Annotated in this window: 15 protein-coding genes, 1 tRNA gene and 1 riboswitch; of the genes, 8 read left to right on the forward strand and 8 right to left on the reverse strand. The window is 68.2% G+C overall.

What is annotated here, in order from left to right; all coding sequences use genetic code 11:
- Nucleotides 1–251 precede the first annotated feature (251 nt).
- Nucleotides 252–450: riboswitch (cyclic di-AMP (ydaO/yuaA leader) on the forward strand.
- 3 nt (nucleotides 451–453) lie between these two features.
- The 3 genes from RF637_RS06605 to RF637_RS06615 all read left to right on the forward strand — a co-directional run bounded on the left by RF637_RS06605 (nucleotide 454) and on the right by RF637_RS06615 (nucleotide 2964).
- Nucleotides 454–1065: a C40 family peptidase gene (locus RF637_RS06605; RefSeq protein ID WP_064847208.1), complete on the forward strand. Its 612-nt coding sequence runs from the start codon at nucleotides 454–456 to the stop codon at nucleotides 1063–1065.
- Between the two features lie 232 nt (nucleotides 1066–1297).
- Nucleotides 1298–2392, forward strand: a complete 1095-nt coding sequence (locus RF637_RS06610) for an NlpC/P60 family protein (RefSeq protein WP_368844432.1) — start codon at nucleotides 1298–1300, stop codon at nucleotides 2390–2392.
- Nucleotides 2393–2676: 284 nt separating this feature from the next.
- Nucleotides 2677–2964, forward strand: a complete 288-nt coding sequence (locus RF637_RS06615; protein ID WP_064847234.1) for a hypothetical protein — start codon at nucleotides 2677–2679, stop codon at nucleotides 2962–2964.
- Between the two features lie 186 nt (nucleotides 2965–3150).
- Here the strand turns inward: RF637_RS06615 and RF637_RS06620 are convergent, their stop codons facing one another.
- Nucleotides 3151–4032, reverse strand: a complete 882-nt coding sequence (locus RF637_RS06620) for a DUF4031 domain-containing protein (RefSeq protein WP_368844433.1) — start codon at nucleotides 4030–4032, stop codon at nucleotides 3151–3153.
- 75 nt (nucleotides 4033–4107) lie between these two features.
- Between RF637_RS06620 and RF637_RS06625 the strand changes: the two genes are divergently transcribed.
- Nucleotides 4108–4180: transfer RNA gene (locus tag RF637_RS06625), tRNA-Arg, on the forward strand.
- Nucleotides 4181–4403: 223 nt separating this feature from the next.
- Here RF637_RS06625 and RF637_RS06630 read toward each other — a convergent pair.
- Nucleotides 4404–5105: a hypothetical protein gene (locus tag RF637_RS06630; protein WP_064847205.1), complete on the reverse strand. Its 702-nt coding sequence runs from the start codon at nucleotides 5103–5105 to the stop codon at nucleotides 4404–4406.
- Between the two features lie 107 nt (nucleotides 5106–5212).
- Here RF637_RS06630 and RF637_RS06635 point away from each other — a divergent pair, with 107 nt between their 5' ends.
- Together RF637_RS06635 and pcrA are read left to right on the forward strand one after the other, a co-directional pair.
- Nucleotides 5213–5941: an integrase gene (locus RF637_RS06635; protein WP_231885634.1), complete on the forward strand. Its 729-nt coding sequence runs from the start codon at nucleotides 5213–5215 to the stop codon at nucleotides 5939–5941.
- A gap of 59 nt (nucleotides 5942–6000) precedes the next feature.
- Nucleotides 6001–8457 carry a DNA helicase PcrA gene (pcrA, locus tag RF637_RS06640; RefSeq protein ID WP_368844434.1) on the forward strand — a complete coding sequence of 819 codons (2457 nt, stop codon included), beginning with the start codon at nucleotides 6001–6003 and terminating at the stop codon, nucleotides 8455–8457.
- Between the two features lie 219 nt (nucleotides 8458–8676).
- Here the strand turns inward: pcrA and RF637_RS06645 are convergent, their stop codons facing one another.
- A complete protein-coding gene (locus tag RF637_RS06645; protein ID WP_144998671.1) occupies nucleotides 8677–9477 on the reverse strand; it encodes a hypothetical protein in 801 nt (266 codons plus the stop codon).
- Between the two features lie 221 nt (nucleotides 9478–9698).
- Between RF637_RS06645 and sucC the strand changes: the two genes are divergently transcribed.
- Both sucC and sucD read left to right on the forward strand, forming a co-directional pair.
- Complete coding sequence (sucC, locus tag RF637_RS06650) at nucleotides 9699–10868, forward strand: ADP-forming succinate--CoA ligase subunit beta (protein ID WP_085107038.1); 1170 nt, start codon at nucleotides 9699–9701, stop codon at nucleotides 10866–10868.
- Nucleotides 10869–10900: 32 nt separating this feature from the next.
- A complete protein-coding gene (sucD, locus tag RF637_RS06655; protein WP_064847200.1) occupies nucleotides 10901–11818 on the forward strand; it encodes a succinate--CoA ligase subunit alpha in 918 nt (305 codons plus the stop codon).
- 204 nt (nucleotides 11819–12022) lie between these two features.
- On the opposite strand, the gene purU is transcribed toward sucD, so the two are convergent.
- From purU to RF637_RS06680, 5 genes are all read right to left on the reverse strand, one after another.
- Complete coding sequence (gene purU / locus RF637_RS06660) at nucleotides 12023–12895, reverse strand: formyltetrahydrofolate deformylase (protein WP_193519794.1); 873 nt, start codon at nucleotides 12893–12895, stop codon at nucleotides 12023–12025.
- Nucleotides 12896–13582: 687 nt separating this feature from the next.
- A complete protein-coding gene (locus tag RF637_RS06665; RefSeq protein ID WP_368844435.1) occupies nucleotides 13583–14743 on the reverse strand; it encodes a VIT1/CCC1 transporter family protein in 1161 nt (386 codons plus the stop codon).
- 214 nt (nucleotides 14744–14957) lie between these two features.
- Nucleotides 14958–15104: a benzoate/H(+) symporter BenE family transporter gene (locus tag RF637_RS06670; protein WP_240505687.1), complete on the reverse strand. Its 147-nt coding sequence runs from the start codon at nucleotides 15102–15104 to the stop codon at nucleotides 14958–14960.
- On the reverse strand, nucleotides 15086–15694 hold the full coding sequence (locus tag RF637_RS06675) for a hypothetical protein (RefSeq protein ID WP_240505686.1): 609 nt from the start codon (nucleotides 15692–15694) through the stop codon (nucleotides 15086–15088). The genes RF637_RS06670 and RF637_RS06675 overlap by 19 nt, the downstream gene beginning before the upstream one ends.
- A 252-nt stretch (nucleotides 15695–15946) precedes the next feature.
- Nucleotides 15947–18940, reverse strand: coding sequence for a DEAD/DEAH box helicase (locus tag RF637_RS06680; RefSeq protein WP_368844436.1), 2994 nt, complete (start codon nucleotides 18938–18940; stop codon nucleotides 15947–15949).
- Nucleotides 18941–19159 lie beyond the last annotated feature (219 nt).

The raw sequence follows: 19159 nt of genomic DNA on the forward strand, positions 1-19159 counted from the left end.
ATCGGTGCGGTTTCGACCTTCGCTCACTGGGTGAGCCCTGTATCACCGCAGGTCAGGAGCCTTTTTCGTGGTGTGGGCTTTCGAGCGGGCGGGCGTGTTGAGGCGGCCGATTGATATCGACGGTCGTGGTAATCCACGGTGATTCATAACGACCGATGCCCGATGCGTGACCGGCTGTAATCAAAACGTGACATTTTCGTTATCCATCCTGTACAGTCATGCCCGTGCCGATCACTGGTCGGATCGCCACTCCCGAGCGTTCGCCGAGTTCTGCCATGCGCTCCGGGACCCGTACACAGAACATCCGCATGGCAGAAGCGGGGGAACCACTTCCGGACTCGTTGCATCAGACGGGTCCTTGGGGTCAAGCCAGCACGGCACCTAGGTGCGTGCGGCCGGATGTCTCCCATCCGAACCCGACAGCTCACCTCGTAGGCGCAGGGAGGAACACATATGTCTTTCATGAAGCAGAACTCTGCCCGGCACCGCGCCGAGACGAAGTCGCACCTCGTGCGTAACACCACTATCGGTACGGTCGTCGCTGGTGCCGCCGTGGTCGGCCTCGCGGCCCCCGCGCAGGCCTCGAGCGGTCTCGTCGATCTGGGCTCCACGGCTTCCTATGGCTACCAGGCGTCCACCTCCTCGGTGCAGGCCTACAACGCGTCGTACACCATGCAGACCACCAACACCGTGGGCTCCGCCGCCAGCGTGAGCACCCAGTCGAACCACTCCACGGGTGGTCTGGTGGGCACCGCCTACCAGGGCATCGGCGGCGCGTACGTCTGGGGCGGCGTTGGCTTCAAGGCCTGGGACTGCTCCGGCTTCACCCAGTGGGTCTACGCCCAGAACGGCATCAACCTGCCCCGCACCACCTGGGCCCAGTTCGCCGCTGGCACCCCCACCTCCAACCCGCAGCCCGGCGATCTGGTCTCCCAGAACGGCGGCTCCCACGTGGGGATCTACATCGGCAACGGCCAGATGATCTCCGCTCTCAATCCCTCGCAGGGCACTCAGGTTCACTCCGTGAATGCCATGCAGCTGGATGGTTACTACACCTTCCGGTGACCCGGTGACACCGCGCCCGAGCATGATGCGCGGTCCACACCGAGCCACATTGCGGCCGGGTGTGCTGGCCGGGTCCCCGGACCTCGGTCGGCACACCGCGCCGGAACCACCTGAAAACCGAACGTAATCTCCCGCCCAAATCCGTGCACCGCTGCTGCGTCCTGACGGATGTGCCGGTCACCGCACACCTCCGTGCCCTGGGTGGACACGAACGTGTTAGGAAACCACACGAATGTCGAACGAAACCGCTCCTCACGCCGCCAAGGGCCTCTTCGCGGGCAAGGCCCGTACCGTCGCCGCCGTCGCGGCCTTCTCAGGTCTGGCCCTCGCGACCACCGTGTCCGTGCAGGCCACGCAGAATGCCTCCGAGCAGGCCCCCGCCGCCGCTGTGTCCGAGGCCCCCGCCTCCGACAACACCGTCTCCGCGGAACCTGCCGCCAAGGCCGACAAGGCCCAGGAGAACGCTGCCAAGGAGCAGAAGGCCGCGAAGACCGAGAAGGCGCAGCCCGCCGCTCAGGCTCCCGCTCAGCCCTCCGTGGTCCAGGCCGCTCCCGTGGCCGACGTGACCCCGCTGCAGGCTCCCGCCGTTCCGGCTGCAGCCCCCTCCGTCGTGACCGCTTCCGAGAACGTCACCTCGGTCGCCGAGCAGGCTCCGGTGGCCCAGGGCCGCCACGCCGCTCCCGCCACCGCTCAGACCGTTGCCAAGGAGGCCGCCGCCGAGCAGCGCGCCGCTGTGGCTTCCCCGGTGATCCCGAACTACGCCCCCGCCCAGGGTGCCGCTGCCGCCCAGCCCGCGTCCTACAAGGCTCCGCAGGCCCCGGCCGCCCCGAAGGCGCAGGCTGCCCCCCAGGCTCAGGCCGCCACCCAGGTGACCACGCAGTCCAACGCCCAGGCAAAGGCCGAGGCTGCTCCCGCCGCCACCCAGGTGACCACGCAGTCCAACACCCAGGCGAAGGCTCAGGCTGCTCCCGCCGCCAAGGCCTCCTCCGTGTCCGGCTCCGCGAAGGGCCAGGCCATCCTGGGTGCTGCCGAGGCTCAGCTCGGTGTGACCCAGGACTGCACCATGCTGGTGACCAACTCCCTCAAGGCCGTGGGCATCAACCACCACGGCTGGCCGGCCAGCTACAAGTCGCTGGGCACCCAGGTCTCCGCGGACCAGGCCCGCGCCGGTGACATCGCCTACTACGCCAACGGCGGTTCCGGCATGGCTCACGTGGCCATCTACGCCGGTAACGGCCAGGCCATCCACGGCGGTTGGAACGGTAACCAGACTGTGAAGACCAGCGCCTACGTGGGCTCCGGCCCCGAGTTCATCCGCGTCGGCTGAACCGGATCGAGTTCGGCACAGCGCTGATCCGCGCGGCGCCACACCTCGTGTCGAGTCGGGACCGGTTGTGTACCCGATCCCGATGAGAGCGATAGAGAACGTACGGACCCTGTTGACCGCAGGGTCCGTACGTTTTTTCGTGCCCGGAACCCGGAACCCGGAACCCGGACGTGGACCGGCAGCGGTGATCACTCAGCCCTCCTAGCACCCGATCCCCGTCGTGCAGGCGTCGATCGCGGATCGGCCCCAGCGATCGCGCAGCCCCGGCCCGTAGAATGGACGCCATGCCCTCCGATCTCTCCACCGCCGCACGCACCCCGCAGGACCAGGAATTCACCTACTACGCCGTGGGCATGGTTGCCGGTGCCATCCCGGGGATCGTCGTGGGGTTCATAGTGGCCGCGTTCGTGGGTCACGCCGCCATGTGGTTGTCGGTTTTCGGTGGCGTGGGGATCATCATCGGCCTCGTGGTCGCCACGGTCGTCTTCCGGCGACGCCGCGCAGCCGCCCGGGCAGCCCAGCCCACCTCGCCCGCAGCGCCGGGCGACGACGTCGCCGATCGCCGCAGCTGAGCCCGTCCCACCGGGGACCCGGCATGCCGCTGTCGGCGCTCGTCGCAGACCCACCCACCGGAGAGCCGGGTCGACGTCGCTGGGTATTCGTACGCGTCCGCGTGGCCGTCCAGCCCGGCCCCGAGCTCCACGCGGCGGTGAGTTCTCTCCGTCCCCCGTTACTTCCAATCGACCTCGGAGGCTGGCTCAGGCCGCGATCAGCTGCGTGATCTCCCGTTCCAGGTTCTCCCGGGCGCGGGCCTCCCACAACGTCACCGCACGAGGATCGTGGAACAACGTGTCTTTTTCCAGGAGTCCGCGCAGGATCTCGGCGCGGCCCGCCCTGAACTGCTCGTCCGGGACGTGGGCGTACTCGCGGCGCACCGTGGTCCGATACCGCTCGTACTCGTTCTCGCTGCCGCCCAGCACGGACAGGTCCGCGTCCACGAGTCGACAGGCGTCCACGTCGCTCGGATCCGGGCGGTGGTCCACGGTCACGAGCACGAGTTCTGCCACGCGGCGCCCGATGGCCGCGGGCCACTCCGGGCCTGATAGTCGTTGCCGGGCCAGCTCGGCGGAGTCCCGTTCGTCCTGACCTGCTTGCCCGTCATACACGGCATCGTGAAACCACGCGGCGAGCACGAGCTCCGCGCTCGGGGCGCCGTGGGTGAGCCGGTCGATGCCTTCCAGAACGTTCAGCAGATGCGAAGGACCGTGGTAGACGCGGTGCGGTTCGCTCCAGCGGGTCAACAGCTTGGCACCCAGGTCGGGATGCTCGGGGAAGTGGTGCGCCCAGCGGCGCGTGAGGGTCACCGCGAGCTTGGCCGGGCGGCGTCGTGCGGGGACCCGCAGGCCACTGTGGATCAGGACACGGACGAGTTTCTTGCCGTCGACAGCGAGGGCACCCGCGGCCACAGCGTCAGCGTGGCGGTGCGCGGGGACGTCGTAGTGGTCGCGGTCGAAGGCACGTTCCGAGACCCCCAGGGCGCGGGCGAACTCGTGCAGCTCGGCCAGGGAGGTGTCGGAGATCAGGTGCGAGAACACCGTGCCGTGCGCGGGCCATCGGGGTGGATCGATGTAGACGGTCATGGCTCCATTGTGCGCTGTTCCAATGTGCTCTCAACTCGCGGGGGGAACGCGCCGCCGATACAGTGGTGCAGTGTTGCCCCCGTAGCTCAGGGGATAGAGCACGGCTCTCCTAAAGCCGGTGTCGTTGGTTCGAATCCAATCGGGGGCACCGAGGACGTCCCGCCCGATACCGGGCGGGGCGTCGTCATTTCCGCAGTCCATTCCCACAACCGGCCAACCCGCCCAGCGAAACCCGCCCGCCCGGTGAGGATGGCCGACCCCGCACATCAACGGGGATGTACGAGTGGAGTACAAGCAGCCCGTGGCCCTGAGACCTGCGTCAGCTCAGTTGAATCGCGGCGTGGGGAAGCGCGAGGGGCGTATCCCTGAGCTCAGGCGCGCGGACGCTGGCCCGGCAGCTTGCCCTCGGAGAAGTCGTCGAGTTTGCGGCGCGTCACGGATACCGCCACGATCACGGCGATCAGCACGAGCAGAGCGAACAACACCCACCGCGCGATCACGAGCCCCGAGGCGAGTGCCACGGCGGACGCGTCCGCGGGGTCGGCCACGGCGGCGTCGAGCACGGTGTTGCCCACCAGGAAGACCACCGCGTAGACCAGGATGACCGCCCAGTACACCCATTTGCGGGCGCGCTGCGGGGTGTTGAGCCCGGTGAACAGCAGCCAGCCCAGGCACATGAGAAGGGGAGTGAAGAGCCCCGTGGTCGCGTGCACGCCCTCGTACTCGGTGCGGCCGTCCGCGCCCAGGCCGCGGGCGAAGTCCGCGAGGTGGCCCTGGGAAAAACCGCCGGCCATGAGTTCGGGCGCGGTGACGCCGCCGGCAAGGTTTCCGGAGACGCCCTGCAGCACGAGCAGGTGGTAGTAGAGCCATAGCGCGGCACCCACGAAGAACGCGACGCCCACCAGGATCCCGGCCGACGACGCCTTGGTGGGTTCCGCGGCGAGCTCACCGGGGCGCATCTCGTGGACGCTCGCGGGGCGCACTCGGGGTGCACGAGCGGGCGAGGACCCCGCCTTCGCGGAGCCCGCGTTCTCCCCGTACTTCCTGGCCTTCTGCGCTCTGGTCATACCCATGGCCCCATTATCCCTCGGGTTGTACTGTGAATGACTACGGGTACCACGCTCGATGACGAGGTGGTGAACAGGTGCCCCGCGGGCACTGCGGAAGGGTGGTGACGGTCATGGAACTCTCCATCGGCCTGCCGGACGGACTGCTCATGAGCGCGGGTGACGGCACGGAACTCACCCTGTACGAGGCCGATCACACCACGGTCCGGCGCAGGATCAACTGCTCCGTCCTGGAGGGCGCGCGGATCGCGGACATCGTGTGGTCCCACAAGCTCTCCGCCGTGATCGCCGCCGTCCCGGACAAGAACCAGTTGTTCCGCTGGGACCCGTACACCGATGCCCTCCAGGAGTACGGCGGCACGGGTGAGCCCGGCCGCCGGGACGGGAAGATCGCCCAGGCCAAGTTCGCGGCCACGGTCTCGATCACCGAGGCCGGTGACGGCAAGTTGTGGCTCGTGGACAAGGATTCCTCCGCGCTGCGCTACATTGCGATCGATACGGACCGGCCCGACGGCGATCCCCACGTGGTCACGGTCATCGGCCGCCACGGTGCCGGGTACCAGGACGGCCCTGCGGCGGACGCCAAGCTCGCCCGCCCCGAGGACCTGCAGATCCTCTACGACGGTTCCGTGGTGGTCGCGGACACCGGCAACGACGCCATCCGCCATTTGGACCCCTCCGCGGGGGAGGTCTTCACCATTTACGGCGGGCCCGACCAGGACGGGGACGACCTCGACGAAGACGTCGTGCTACAGGCCCCGGCGCGGGTCACCGTCGCGGATTCGCACCTGTGGGTCGAGGACGCCAACGGGCGCCACCTGTTGGAACCGCGCTACGTGTGATCCGGGGTTGTCCACGGGCCGGTGAGGGCGTCCCCACCGCTGGCTAAACTGGTGCCACCATGGACTTCCTCTCTGACAATCCCCTCCTGTCCGCGGCCTCGGTGCGCTCGGCGAACGCGCCCGACTCGGACGAGTTCTCCCAGCCCACCCCGGCATCCGGGGCTCAACTCGTGGAGGGACTGAACGACCCCCAACGCGCCGCCGTGGAGCACGCGGGTTCCCCGCTGCTCATCGTGGCCGGTGCCGGTTCCGGCAAGACCAGGGTCCTCACGCACCGGATCGCCTACTTGCTGGCCACGGGCCGCGCCCGCCGGGGGGAGATCCTCGCGATCACGTTCACGAACAAGGCCGCCGCGGAGATGCGGGAGCGGATCGTGGATCTCGTGGGGGAGTCCGCGCGCTCCATGTGGATCTCCACGTTCCACTCGCTGTGCGTGCGGATCCTACGCCGCGAGGCCAAGACCCTGGGGCTGTCCACCAACTTCTCCATCTACGACTCCGCGGACTCCCTGCGGTTGATCACCCAGGTGGCCAAGCAGCATGAGTTGGACCCCAAGCGGTTCGCGCCCAAGGCCATCCAGCACAAGATCTCCGCCCTCAAGAACGAGCTCGTGGACGACGAGACCTACCTGGCCCGCGCGAGTTCCTCGGACCCGTTCGAGTCCGCCGTGGCCCGGGTCTACCGGGGCTACACCCAGCGGTTGCGCGCGGCCAACGCCATGGACTTCGACGACCTCATCGGCGAGACCGTGCACATGTTCCGCGCGTTCCCTCAGGTGCTCGAGTACTACCGACGCCGCTTCCGACACGTGCTCGTGGACGAGTACCAGGACACCAACCACGCCCAGTACGCGCTCGTGCGGGAACTCGTGGGAGGCGGTTCCGAGAACCACCCGGATGACTCCGGGATCCCGCTGGCCGAACTCACGGTGGTGGGGGACTCGGACCAGTCCATCTACGCGTTCCGCGGCGCGGACATCCGCAACATCACGGACTTCGAGCGGGACTTTCCCTCCGCACGCACCATCCTGCTGGAACAGAACTACCGCTCCACGCAGAACATCCTCTCCGCGGCCAACTCCGTGATCTCTCAGAACGCGGACCGCCGGGACAAGAAACTGTGGACCGCGGAAGGCGATGGCGCCCCCATCATCGGGTACGCCGCTGAGAACGAACACGAAGAGGCTCGCTTCATCGCGGAGGAGATCGACACGCTACAGGACGAGCACGGGATCCGCCCCGGCGACGTCGCCGTGTTCTACCGCACCAACGCACAATCGCGCTCCCTCGAGGAGATCCTGATGCGCGTGGGATTGCCCTACAAGGTGGTGGGCGGGACCCGCTTCTACGAGCGCAAGGAGATCAAGGACGCCATATCCTACCTGCGCGCGATCGCGAACCCCGCGGACGACATCACCGTGCGGCGCATCATCAACGAGCCCAAGCGAGGGATCGGGGACCGCGCCCAGGGCTCGATCGCGGCGCTCGCCGACCGCGAGGGCATCTCCTTCTCCGAGGCCATGCACCGCTTGGACGAGGCACCCGCCCTGGCCACTCGCTCGGCGAACGCCATCACGAAGTTCTCCCAGCTCATGGACGATCTCGCGGAACTCGCTCAGGGCGCCTCGGTGACCGCGGTTCTCGAGGCCGTACTCGAACAGTCCGGGTACCTCGAGGCCCTGCGTACGTCCACCGACCCGCAGGACGAGTCCCGTGTGGAGAACCTCGCGGAGCTCGTGGCCGTGGTGCGCGAGTTCGAGAAGGACCACCCGGACGCGGGCCTCGGGGAGTTCCTGGAACACGTGGCCCTCGTGGCGGACGCGGACCAGATCCCCACCCAGCCCGAACCCGAGGGCGGCGCGAGTGCCCAGCAGATCGCGGAGCAGGTCGCGCAAGCGCGTTCCCAGGGGGTCGTGACGCTCATGACCCTGCACACCGCCAAGGGACTCGAGTTCCCGGTCGTGTTCCTCACGGGCATGGAGCACGGGATCTTCCCGCACCAGCGCAGCTTCGCCGACGCCTCGAGCATGGAGGAGGAACGCCGCCTCGCGTACGTGGGGATCACCCGGGCGCGCAAACGGCTGTACCTCACGCGCGCCGAGTCCCGCTCCATGTGGGGGCAGTCCCAATTCAATCCCGCAAGCCCGTTCCTGGACGAGATCCCTTCGCGGTTGATCGAGTGGAAGCGTGAGGGCGCCAGCGCCGCGGGCGGATGGGGTTCGCCCGTGCACGCCGGATTCCAGGCCCGCGATCCGTTGCGCGGTTCCTCGTGGGGTGCGGGCGCCGGATCCGGGGCAAGTTTCCGCAGGCTCTCACCGGCCTCCGCCGGGCGCGTGCAGCCCCAGCGGGAGATTCCTTCCCTCAGCGTGGGGGACACGGTGGAGCACAAGGCGTTCGGCCGCGGTTCCGTGGTCGCCATGGAGGGCTCTGGGGACAAGACGGTCGCCAAGGTGCGCTTCGGTGCGGAGGAGAAGCGGCTCCTATTGCGTTACGCGCCCATGACCAAGGTCTCGTAAGGGGTACGACGCCGCGGCCCCGTCGCGCGCGGTGTCGTCCGGTGCGCCGAAACGCACCGGGTGGCTCGAACCTGCCTGGCGAACCCATCTGGCGGCCCGGCGCAGCCCGGTGTGTTGAGACTCACCCGGATGCTCGAACCGTTCGGGTGGCCCGGCGGGATCGGAGCGCAACCGATCAGGGTTGCTCCCAGGCATGGAGACAGTAGAGGCGGTGATCGCTCAGACGAAGATCAACACGAGCACGGTGAACAGCGTGGTCACGCGCAGGGATTCGCCGGAGCGGACGTGGATCACGCCCAGCAGCACGCAGCTCAACAGGGTGGTCACGGCGGCCGCCTGGCCGCCGGCGAGGAAAGCCACGGCCCCCATCGTGAGGCCCGCCACGAGACCGCCCCACGGGACCCACCGGGACCCCCGGAACGTGAGGACCTCCCGGATGGCACGGTGCGAGTACGCCAGCAGGCCCGCGACCAGGAAACTGCGGCCCACCAGGTAGCAGACCCACGCGACCATCGCGAGCCACCCGAGGGGCCCGTACACGTCGAACAGTTGCAGGTAGCGGTCCAGCGGGGCCAGACCCCACGGCGCCCCGATCAATGCGGGCAGCACGATCGCGAGCACCACGGCCAGGACGAAGCACAACAGGATCTCCCGCCAGCGGCGGTGGTCCACCCCGCCGTCGACGCCGACTCGGCCCGCGGCGGCGTCGTCCCGGCCGTCGACCGCGTCGTCGCGCCCCGCGCCCGTTTCCTCGCTCGGTAACGGATCGACCCCGCGGCGCCGGGACCAGGCCACCAGGGCGCGCGCGAGCAGCACCCACAGTGCCCCGAGACCCACCCATTCCACGACCTGCCAGCCCAGGGGATAGAAGGTGGATACCGAACCCGTGAGGGTCAGGATCGTCCCGCTGACCACCAACTCCAGCCCGAGTGCCACGAACGAGAAGGTGGCCAACGAGGCCATGAACCCCGGGTCCGCCTCGCGGGCGTCCCAGATCTCCGGCAGTCCGATGCGTCGCATGCCCCCAGTCAACCAGCCGCTGCCGTGCGGGCGGGAATCCCGGGTCCGGTCCCGCGGTGTCCGCGGGGGCCGGGTGTGACGCGAATCAAGGGCCCATGGCCTAAAATGCTCGTGAGGGCTCTGTGAGCGCAGTGCTGCGCTTCATCCCCCCACATCAGGTCGCTCCAACCGGGGGTTCCCGGTGCGGAACGACACACCTCGACGCAGAAGGACACTTATCCGTGGACCTGTTTGAGTACCAGGCACGCGACCTGTTCGAGAAGCACGGCGTTCCCGTGCTGGCCGGCATCGTCGCCACTACCCCAGAAGAAGCCAAGGCAGCAGCAGAGAAGATCGGCGGGGTCACCGTCGTCAAGGCACAGGTCAAGGTGGGCGGCCGCGGCAAGGCCGGCGGTGTGAAGGTCGCGAAGTCCGCCGACGAGGCCTACGAGTACGCCCAGCAGATTCTGGGAATGGACATCAAGGGCCACACCGTGCACCGCGTGATGATCGCGCAGGGCGCGGACATCGCCGAGGAATACTACTTCTCCGTCCTGTTGGACCGCGCCAACCGCTCCTACCTGGCCATGTGCTCGGTCGAGGGTGGCATGGAGATCGAGCAGCTCGCCGTGGAGCGCCCGGACGCCCTGGCCCGCGTGGACGTCAACCCCGCGGAGGGCATCACCGAGGCCAAGGCCCGCGAGATCGTAGAGCAGGCCAAGTTCGACGCCGAGACCGCCGAGAAGGTCGTCCCCGTGCTCGTCAAGCTCGGTGAGGTCTACACCAAGGAGGATGCCACCCTGGTGGAGGTCAACCCGCTGGTCAAGACCGGCGACGGCGAGATCCTCGCCCTGGACGGCAAGGTCTCCCTGGACGACAACGCCGAGTTCCGCCACGAGGACCACGCGGCGCTCGCGGACAAGTCCTCCGCGGACCCCCTCGAGGAGAAGGCCAAGGAGAACGACCTCAACTACGTCAAACTCGACGGCGAGGTGGGCATCATCGGCAACGGTGCCGGTCTCGTGATGTCCACCCTGGACGTCGTGGCCTACGCCGGTGAGAAGCACGGCAACGTGAAGCCCGCCAACTTCCTGGACATCGGAGGCGGCGCGTCCGCCGAGGTCATGGCCGCCGGTCTGGACGTGATTCTCAATGACCCGCAGGTCGAGTCCGTGTTCGTCAACGTTTTCGGTGGCATCACCGCGTGCGACGCCGTTGCCAACGGCATCGTGAAGGCGCTGGACATCCTCGGTGACTCCGCCACCAAGCCCATCGTGGTGCGTCTGGACGGCAACAACGTGGAGGAGGGCCGCCAGATCCTGCGCGAGGCCAACCACCCGCTGGTCACCTCCGCGGACACCATGGACTCCGGCGCCGACAAGGCGGCCGAGCTGGCCCACTCCGCCAAGTAATCGCCCACGCGAACAGCTATCAGGAAGAAGACATGTCGATCTTTTTGAACAAGGACTCCAAGGTCATCGTTCAGGGCATCACCGGCGGCGAGGGCACCAAGCACACCGCGCGCATGCTCGCTGCCGGCACCAACGTGCTCGGCGGTGTCAACGCCCGTAAGGCGGGCACCACGGTGAACCACCAGGACAAGGACGGCAACGCCGTCGAACTGCCCGTGTTCGGCAGCGTGAGCGAGGCCGTGCAGGAGACCGGGGCGAACGCGTCGATCGTGTTCGTACCGCCGGCCTTCTGTAAAGACGCCGTGATCGAGGCCATCGACGCCGAGATCCCGCTCGTGGTGGTCATCACAGAGGGCATCCCCGTGCAGGACTCCGCCGAGTTCTGGGCGCACGCCAAGGCGAACACCGGCGCGGACGGCAAGCCCAAGACCCGGATCATCGGCCCCAATTGCCCGGGCATCATCTCCCCCGAGGAGTCGCTGCTGGGGATCACCCCCGCGAACATCACGGGCAAGGGCAAGCTGGGCCTGGTCTCCAAGTCCGGCACGCTGACCTACCAAATGATGTACGAACTGCGGGACCTGGGCTTCACCACGGCCATCGGCATCGGCGGTGACCCGGTCATCGGCACCACGCACATCGACGCCCTCGAGGCCTTCGAGGCGGACCCCGAGACCGAGGCCATCGTGATGATCGGTGAGATCGGCGGCGACGCCGAGGAGCGCGCCGCGGAGTTCATCAAGGCGAACGTAACCAAGCCCGTGGTGGGCTACGTCGCGGGCTTCACCGCTCCCGAGGGCAAGACCATGGGCCACGCCGGGGCCATCGTCTCTGGTTCCTCGGGCACGGCCCAAGCCAAGAAGGAGGCCCTCGAGGCCGCCGGTGTGAAGGTGGGCAAGACTCCGTCGGAGACCGCGCAGCTCATGCGGGAGATCTTCGAGGGCAAGTAAAACCCTCCCGGTGCTTCGCCGCCGGTGCATCCACGACGACGCCGCTCGCCCACCTCGGTGGAGGAGCGGCGTCGTTCGTCGTGGCGCCGTTCGGACGCGAGTGTCAGCCGGTGAGGGACAGCGGTGCGGTTCGTCGCGGTGCGAGTCGAGCGCCGGCCGGACGGGATGCGGGCGCGCGATGCGGACCGTGACTCGGGCCGGGACTCAGGCCAGGACGATGGTCCGATTGCCGGAGATCACCACGCGACCCTCCGCGTGCCACTTCACGGCGCGGGACAGGGCCTGGGTCTCCGCCTCGGAACCCACCGCCACGAGGTCCTCCGGGGTGTGCGCGTGATCCACCGGGATCACGCGCTGCGCGATGATCGGACCCTCGTCCAGGTCCGGGGTGACGTAGTGGGCGGTGGCCCCGACCATCTTGACTCCGCGCTCGTAGGCCTGGTGGTACGGCTTGGCGCCCTTGAAGGAGGGCAGGAACGAGTGGTGGATGTTGATGCACCGACCCGCGAGCTGTTGCGTGAGCTCGTCCGAGAGGATCTGCATGTAGCGGGCCAGCACCACGAGTTCGGTGTCGTAGGACGCGGCGATCTCGAGCAGTTGCGCCTCGGCCTGCGGCTTGGTGTGCCGGGTGACGGGCACGTGGTGGAACGGCACACCGTAGAAGTCCACGAGGGGTTGCAGGTCCGTGTGATTGGACACCACACCCACGATCTCGATGGGCAGCGAGCCCACGCGCGCTCGGTGGAGCAGGTTCACGAGGCAGTGCGAGATCTTGGAGACCATGACGAGCACACGGGTTTTGTGCCGGGCGTCCACCAGACGGAAGCGCATGTCGTGCTTCTCGGCCACCGGGCGGAACCCCTCGATCAGGGACTCAGTGGTTACGGTGCCCGGTTCGTTCATGGTGTGGCAGCGGATGAAGAATTCGTCGTTGTGCCGGTCCGAGAAATGCTTGACGTCGAAGATGTCGCAACCCTGCTCCGTGAGGTTCGACGCCACGGCGCTCACGAGACCGTAGGCCTCGGGGCAGTGGACGGTCAGGACGTGTTCATCGGACGTGGGCTGCTGGGCCGACATGAGGGGATACTCCTGGGATCGCGGAACGGGGAACGGAGCGGCCCCGGAGCACGGGATGTCATCCGTCCGGGGACCGCAGACGATCTTATCGCCCCGGGCTACACAGCGCGCGGGATGGTCCGGATCTCGGAAGGGGCGTTAACGACCGGTGGCCGCGGGAGCGGACGGTAGGAGCCCGTCCGGCGCGGGGAGAGGTGCGCCTCTGCGAGAGAACCCGCAGCCACCGGCAGGCGATAACGCCTCAACGGGATCAAGCCGTGGGCTGAGCGGCTACCGACGCACAGCATCAACCACAGAGCACCCCCCAGTGCATGTGTGGCGATTTCCCTGTGCGAAGTCTCCCGTTGCGGTGGTTCGTAGAACCACGCCCCCAGAATATCGGAATTTCTCAGATGACTCGGAGCCGGTGAAGTTTCATGGAGTGTGGTTCGCGCCAATCGGCCCACCGATTTATGCGTGTAAATTAGCCGGAAATTGACCCCTTAAAGCCGCTCTGACCTGCAATAACAGGGTTTTTCGCCTAGTGAGCGAAGGTTAACAAATGCTAATGAGCGAATATCTCAACAATACTTACTGCACTTGTGGGCGATAGAGGGGACAAGAAATGCCTCCTGATTGTGGGCACGCACCACTTTTATGTCGTACAAATCACACTTCTGCCTACGGAGAACAGTCGCCGTTCGGTACTCACGAGACCGTCGTGTTGAATGCGAGCCCCAGAAGGTAGGTGGCGATCGAGGCCCCGTACCCGATCCCGAGCTGCCGCAGTCCCCGCCTGAACGGGGAGGCGCCGGAGAGCAGCCCCACGAAACCGCCCGTGATCAACAACGCGATGCCCACGAGCGCCATTCCCACGGCCATGGCCACTCCGCCGCCCAGGCCGAAGAGGTAGGGCAGGATCGGGATGATCGCCCCGGACGCGAAGAAGCAGAAGCTCGACGCCGCCGCCCCCAGATCGGTGCCCAGGGCCTGGTTGTCGTCCGTGGCGGGAAGCTCCTCGCCCGGTTCCGTGTTGAGCACACGACGCGCCTTCTCGTCTTGGAACGACAGCGATGGATCGCAGTCGCAGTCGAAGTGTCCGAGTCGCTCGGCCGCCCGGTGCTCTGCAGCCTTCTCGCTCATGCCCCGGGCCCGGTAGATCAGTGTGAGCTCGTTGGCGTTCAGGTCCAACGCCGGCGCCACGCGCAGGGTCACCTGGGTGGGTTGGGAGGCGTCCAGCAGTTCCCGCTGGGATCGCACGGAGACGTATTCGCCCGCTCCCATGGACAGGGCACCCGCGAGCAGTCCGGCGATGCCCGAGAACAGCACCAGGGAGCTGGACGTGCCCGTGGCGCCCACGCCCATCACCAGGGCCAGGTTGGACACCAGGCCGTCGTTGGCGCCGAACACGGCGGCCCGGAAGTTGCCGGACAACCGCGTGCGGCCATCGGTTGCGAGTGCGCGGATGATCTCCTCGTGGACGGCCTCGTCCGCCGCCATGGCGGCCGTGGCATCCGGGTCCTCGCGGTACGGGGAGCGGGACTCGGCGCGCTGCAGCAGCGCCAGGACGAAGACGGATCCCACGTGCTTGGCCAAGAACATGAGCAGTTGCGCTTGCAGGGCGGGTCTCGCCGGACGATCGGCGTGGGGTCCGAGCAGACGACGCCAGTGTTCGGCGTGGCGGCCCTCCGCCTCGGCCACGCTCTGTAAGATCTCGGCATGGCGGCCCGAGCTGTGGCGGGCCAGGTGTTCGTACGTGGCGGCCTCGGCGAGTTCGTCCGCGAGGTAGTGACGCCACCTGCGGATCTGGGCGGCAGTGGGTTCCGGTGACTCGGGAACGGTGGAGGAAGCGCTGTGGTGCTCGGGCATGTACCCGTATTTTACGCGCGGGTCACCGGCGGTGGTTTCGGGGCTCCGAAGCACCCCGCGCGCCGTCGGCCGTGGATCCCGCCTCGCGCCTGGCTCGCACCTGAACCCGCGCCGAACGCTGTCTGCGCCGCAATACGCTCTGCGCGCCATCGACCGCGGAGCCAGTCAGCCCGCGGAGCCATCCAGCCCGTGGGCCGCTCAGCGTGCCGGGACGCTAGGCGACGGCCGGAGCCACCCGCATCGCGAACGGCAACAGGACCCCCGCGAGCAACCCCGCGGTGATGGGTTGGGGTACGGCGGCCAGGAGTTTGCCGAACAGCCCGGTCGCGCCCGGCACAAGACTCACGAGGGCGGCGACCACGTGGGCACCCTCGGCGTCGGAGAACTCGTAGTTGCCGAGGGTAGCGCGAGCAGGCGGCTGGCGGTGATCTCCGGGGCGGGGAGCGACCCCACGCCCCAGTGGAACTCGTACGGGTCCCCGCACGCCCGGTGACTGCGCATGCCAGCGAGGACGCTGCGCGCGGCCGCCCGCGGCAGGCACGGTCCGCACGTCCACGGCCGTCCGGGGGCGGTGGGATCGTCCCACCCCCACGACCTCAGCCGCTCCGCGGGACACCACGGCCCGGTGAACTCGGCGGGTCCGTGGGTGGCGGCCGCGGAACGGCCCGCAACGCGCTGCAGGGCGCACTGCACCCCGCGGGGTCCCGTGCGCACCCACGCGGCGGGAACGTCCGGGGTGCCCTCCGGTGGGTCGTACTCGACCATGAGGAAGTCGTTCCAGAGCATCCCGGCGATGGCCCCGGTGAGGACGGACTCCAGACGGGACCATGGACAGACCGGCGGATCGGGGACGGCGGAGGCAACCCGGGCCAGCACGACACCGATCCCGGCGCGCCGCAGTGCCACCTCGGTACTCGGACCGTGGCCGTGCGGCGTCCTGCTGTGTGACATGCTCGAGTGCCTCCCAACACCGTGATCACGCAACACCCACGGATCGGGTCAGGGGTCCGCGCACGCGGTGCGGGTGCGCCGGGGCTGGCGTGATCTGTGCTCACGCTAACCCGCTGACCATGCCGGGTCGACAGGTCGGGGGGAGTGTGACTTCCACGGAAAGGACCCCGCGCGGTGTTCCCGCGTGCGCCCGAGCTCGACCGTCGGCGTGATCGGGACCGTGCAGGGCACTCGACGGAACCCGGGGTTCGCTCAGACACCAACCAGAGCGCGGATGTCCTCGGCGTCGAGAGTGGCGGAGAAGAACCGTTCATCGTCGAGCACGGCCCCGAACAGGTCCGCCTTGCGGGCCTTGAGGTCCATGACTTTCTCCTCGATCGTGCCCTGCGCGACCATGCGGTAGACCATGACCTTCTTGGTCTGCCCGATCCGGTGGGTGCGGTCCACGGCCTGGTTCTCCGCCGCGGGATTCCACCACGGGTCCAGGAGGTAGCAGTAGTCGGCCTCGGTGAGGTTGATGCCGAAACCGCCGGCCTTGAGGCTCACCAGGAACACGGGAGCGCGGCCGCTGCGGAACTTCTCGAGCGCCCCCGCGCGGTCCCGCGTGCTGCCGTCGAGGTAGCTGTAGGCGATCCCGGCGTCGTCGAGGCGCTGGGCCACGATCTTGAGGAAACTCGTGAACTGGCTGAACACGAGCGGGCGGTGGCCCTCCTGGACGAGCTGGGGCAGCTGGTCGAAGAGGACGTCCAACTTTGAGGATGGCGCCTTGGACTCCGGGTCCACCAGGACGGGGTCCAGCGCCAACATCCGCAGGGTGGTCAGCGACTGGAAGATGGTGAACCGGTTCTTGTCGAAGTTGCGCAGCAGGCCCAGGATCTTGGCGCGCTCACGCTGCAGCCGGCGGTCGTACGCACTGCGGTGTTCGGGGTTCAACCCCACGGGCAGGACGTGCTCGAGCTTGGGTGGCAGCTGCAGGTCCACGTCCGCCTTGGTGCGGCGCAGCATGAACGGGCGCATCCGGGCCCGCAGCCGGGCCAGGGCGTCCGAGTCCATGGCGCGTTCGATGGGACGCTGGTAGTGCTCGGTGAAACGTTTCTTGGACGGGAACAGCCCGGGGGAGGTGAGCGAGAGCAACGACCACAGTTCGGAAAGACTGTTCTCCATGGGGGTGCCGGTGATCGCGAGACACGTGCGTGCCCGCAGGTTCTTCACGGCGCGGTAGGCCTTGGTCCGGGGGTTCTTGACGAACTGGGCCTCGTCCATGATCACCCCGGTCCACTCGACCGAACGGTAGGCCTCCGCGTCCAGACGCAGCAGGGCATAGGACGTGAGCACCACATGGGAATGCGCGGCGGCGTCGGCCACGGAGTCCTTGGTGTGGGTGAGTACGGTGATGTCCAAGGAGGGCGCGAAGCGGCGCAGCTCGGCGGACCAGTTGGCCACCACGGAGGTGGGTGCGATCACCAGGTGGGGTGGCAGCTGCGGATCCCGGTCCGTGGCGCGCAGGATCGCGGCAATGGTCTGCACGGTCTTGCCCAGGCCCATGTCGTCCGCGAGGATCCCGCCCAGTCCGTGGTCCCACAGGAAGCTCAGCCACCGGAAGCCCTCATACTGGTAGGGGCGCAGGTTGGCCTGTAGGGCCTCGGGGACCGGGGGAGAGGGGATCTCGTGCAGGTGGGTCAGTGCGCGCACGCCCTCGCGCCACTGCTCGGCCTGGCGGGTGTCCGTGGCGAGGTCCTCAAACTGCTCCCACAGGCTCGCCTGGTAGCGGTTCAACGCGAGCGGCGCGTCCTTGTCCTCCTGCAGGGTGCGGGCCTCGGCGATGAGCGTGCGCAGCCGCGTGAACTCGGGGCGGTCCAGGGAGAAGTAGGAACCGTCCGGCAGCAGCATCACGTCCTGACCGCGGTCGAGCGCTTGAAAGATCTGGGAGAACGGGAGGTAGTGCTCACCGACCCTGATGGTGACACCCAGGCCGAACCAGTCGTGGTGTTCGGTGGGCGCGGTGGACACCGTGATCTCGGTGGGTTCGGTGACCTCGCGGTAGGCGGGACTCCCGCCGGTCTCCACGATGCGCAGGTCGGGGATCTTGCGCAGCAGCGGCAACCACACCCGCAACAGGGTCAGGGCGTCCTGCGCCGCGTACGAACTGCGTTTGAAGTCCAACTCGGGGATCCGGCGGTGCACGGCCTGGACCATGGAGGACTCCCACCGGGACTCGCGGGCCACGGGTTCGTCCCCGAGAGGGTCCAGGGGGCGGAAGGGCAGCCGGATCCGTTCGCGACCCTTCTGGTACTCCCACTCCCACTCCACGCGCTCGGTGAGGTCGTCATGGTGGATGGTGAGCACGAACTGCGGATCCGCGACCTGGGGCAGCACCAGGGAGTCCTCGCCCGCAATCACGTGCATGCTCTGGTGCAACCGGGGGAAGTAGGTGTCGAAGAACTCCTCCACACCGTCCTGCGGGACCGTGAGGGATTCGGCGCGGTCCAGGAACGAGCGCTGCTGCTGATTGAGGCGGGTGCCCAGGGCGACCAGGTGCAACGGGAACTGGTTGAGGTCCTCCGCGGTGTCCAGGGCCGCGGGGGTCGCGTCCGGGTAGAACAGGCCGTGACCTGGCTGGCCGATGATCCGGGTCCAGCGCAGGGGGATCTCGTTCTCGCCCACGATGAGCTGGGGGTGCAGGGCGAGCTCGCCGTGCTCGCCGGGATCCACGCGCACCTCGAACCGGCCGTCGCGATCCACGATCACGGGTGCTCCCGTGCCCTTGGAGACGAGCGGGATCCCGAGCCCCCGGGCGCGCCCCAGGATGGGCCACAACAGGGGAGAGGTGTAGCGCTCCATGTGCAGCTGGTGCCGGTCCGCAGCGAAACTGCCGCGGTGCGACTCGGAGAGCGCTCGCAGCTCCTCGAACCAGTCCAGTTGCTCCGCGCTCAGGTGCCCGGAGCGGGCGTGGGAGGCCAGGTTGCCCCAGTCGATGCCGGTGTGCACCCACCCGTGGCGCTGTCCGCGCAGCACCGGACGGGCCGTGAGACTCAGCGGGGTCTCCCGGGGTGATTCCTGCCACGCTTTCGGGGTGCGGTTCTGCACCCGGGCCAGGTCCAGTTCGAGGGCCACGGTGGGTCCGGATTCCGGGTCCGCCACGACCCTGTCGGGACTCGTGCCGGGCACGATCCGGGAGAGTTCGCTGCGCCAGTCCGGGGCGGCACCCGGACCGCGGGCGTCCGTGAACTGCGCAGCACCATCCATGGCCCCTACCGTACCGCCCGGTGCGGACACGGCAGGGCGCCGGTGGGCGAGGGCCCGGGCAGCGGCGTCGTCGTCGTGCAAACCGGGGGCGCGGTGGGATCGGGCAGTGAACCGCCGACGGGCGGGAACTTATAATCGACAGGGATTGTCGTGTTTCGAGCGCGCCGCACGGCGCAGACGGAGGATTTGTGGCTGACGCTGCCGGTTTCCACACGGGGG

The organism is Kocuria sp. CPCC 204721, assembly GCF_040980945.1.
Lineage (GTDB): Bacteria > Actinomycetota > Actinomycetes > Actinomycetales > Micrococcaceae > Kocuria > Kocuria marina.

Bases quoted from the DNA above. Each gene is read 5' to 3' on its own strand.
- purU (WP_193519794.1), bottom strand. From the start codon at position 12,895: ATGTCGGCCCAGCAGCCCACGTCCGATGAACACGTCCTGACCGTCCAC.
- RF637_RS06665 (WP_368844435.1), bottom strand. From the start codon at position 14,743: ATGCCCGAGCACCACAGCGCTTCCTCCACCGTTCCCGAGTCACCGGAA.
- RF637_RS06615 (WP_064847234.1), top strand. From the start codon at position 2,677: ATGCCCTCCGATCTCTCCACCGCCGCACGCACCCCGCAGGACCAGGAA.
- RF637_RS06620 (WP_368844433.1), bottom strand. From the start codon at position 4,032: ATGACCGTCTACATCGATCCACCCCGATGGCCCGCGCACGGCACGGTG.
- sucD (WP_064847200.1), top strand. From the start codon at position 10,901: ATGTCGATCTTTTTGAACAAGGACTCCAAGGTCATCGTTCAGGGCATC.
- RF637_RS06675 (WP_240505686.1), bottom strand. From the start codon at position 15,694: ATGTCACACAGCAGGACGCCGCACGGCCACGGTCCGAGTACCGAGGTG.
- RF637_RS06635 (WP_231885634.1), top strand. From the start codon at position 5,213: ATGGAACTCTCCATCGGCCTGCCGGACGGACTGCTCATGAGCGCGGGT.
- pcrA (WP_368844434.1), top strand. From the start codon at position 6,001: ATGGACTTCCTCTCTGACAATCCCCTCCTGTCCGCGGCCTCGGTGCGC.
- RF637_RS06630 (WP_064847205.1), bottom strand. From the start codon at position 5,105: ATGGGTATGACCAGAGCGCAGAAGGCCAGGAAGTACGGGGAGAACGCG.
- RF637_RS06645 (WP_144998671.1), bottom strand. From the start codon at position 9,477: ATGCGACGCATCGGACTGCCGGAGATCTGGGACGCCCGCGAGGCGGAC.
- RF637_RS06605 (WP_064847208.1), top strand. From the start codon at position 454: ATGTCTTTCATGAAGCAGAACTCTGCCCGGCACCGCGCCGAGACGAAG.
- RF637_RS06680 (WP_368844436.1), bottom strand. From the start codon at position 18,940: ATGGATGGTGCTGCGCAGTTCACGGACGCCCGCGGTCCGGGTGCCGCC.
- RF637_RS06610 (WP_368844432.1), top strand. From the start codon at position 1,298: ATGTCGAACGAAACCGCTCCTCACGCCGCCAAGGGCCTCTTCGCGGGC.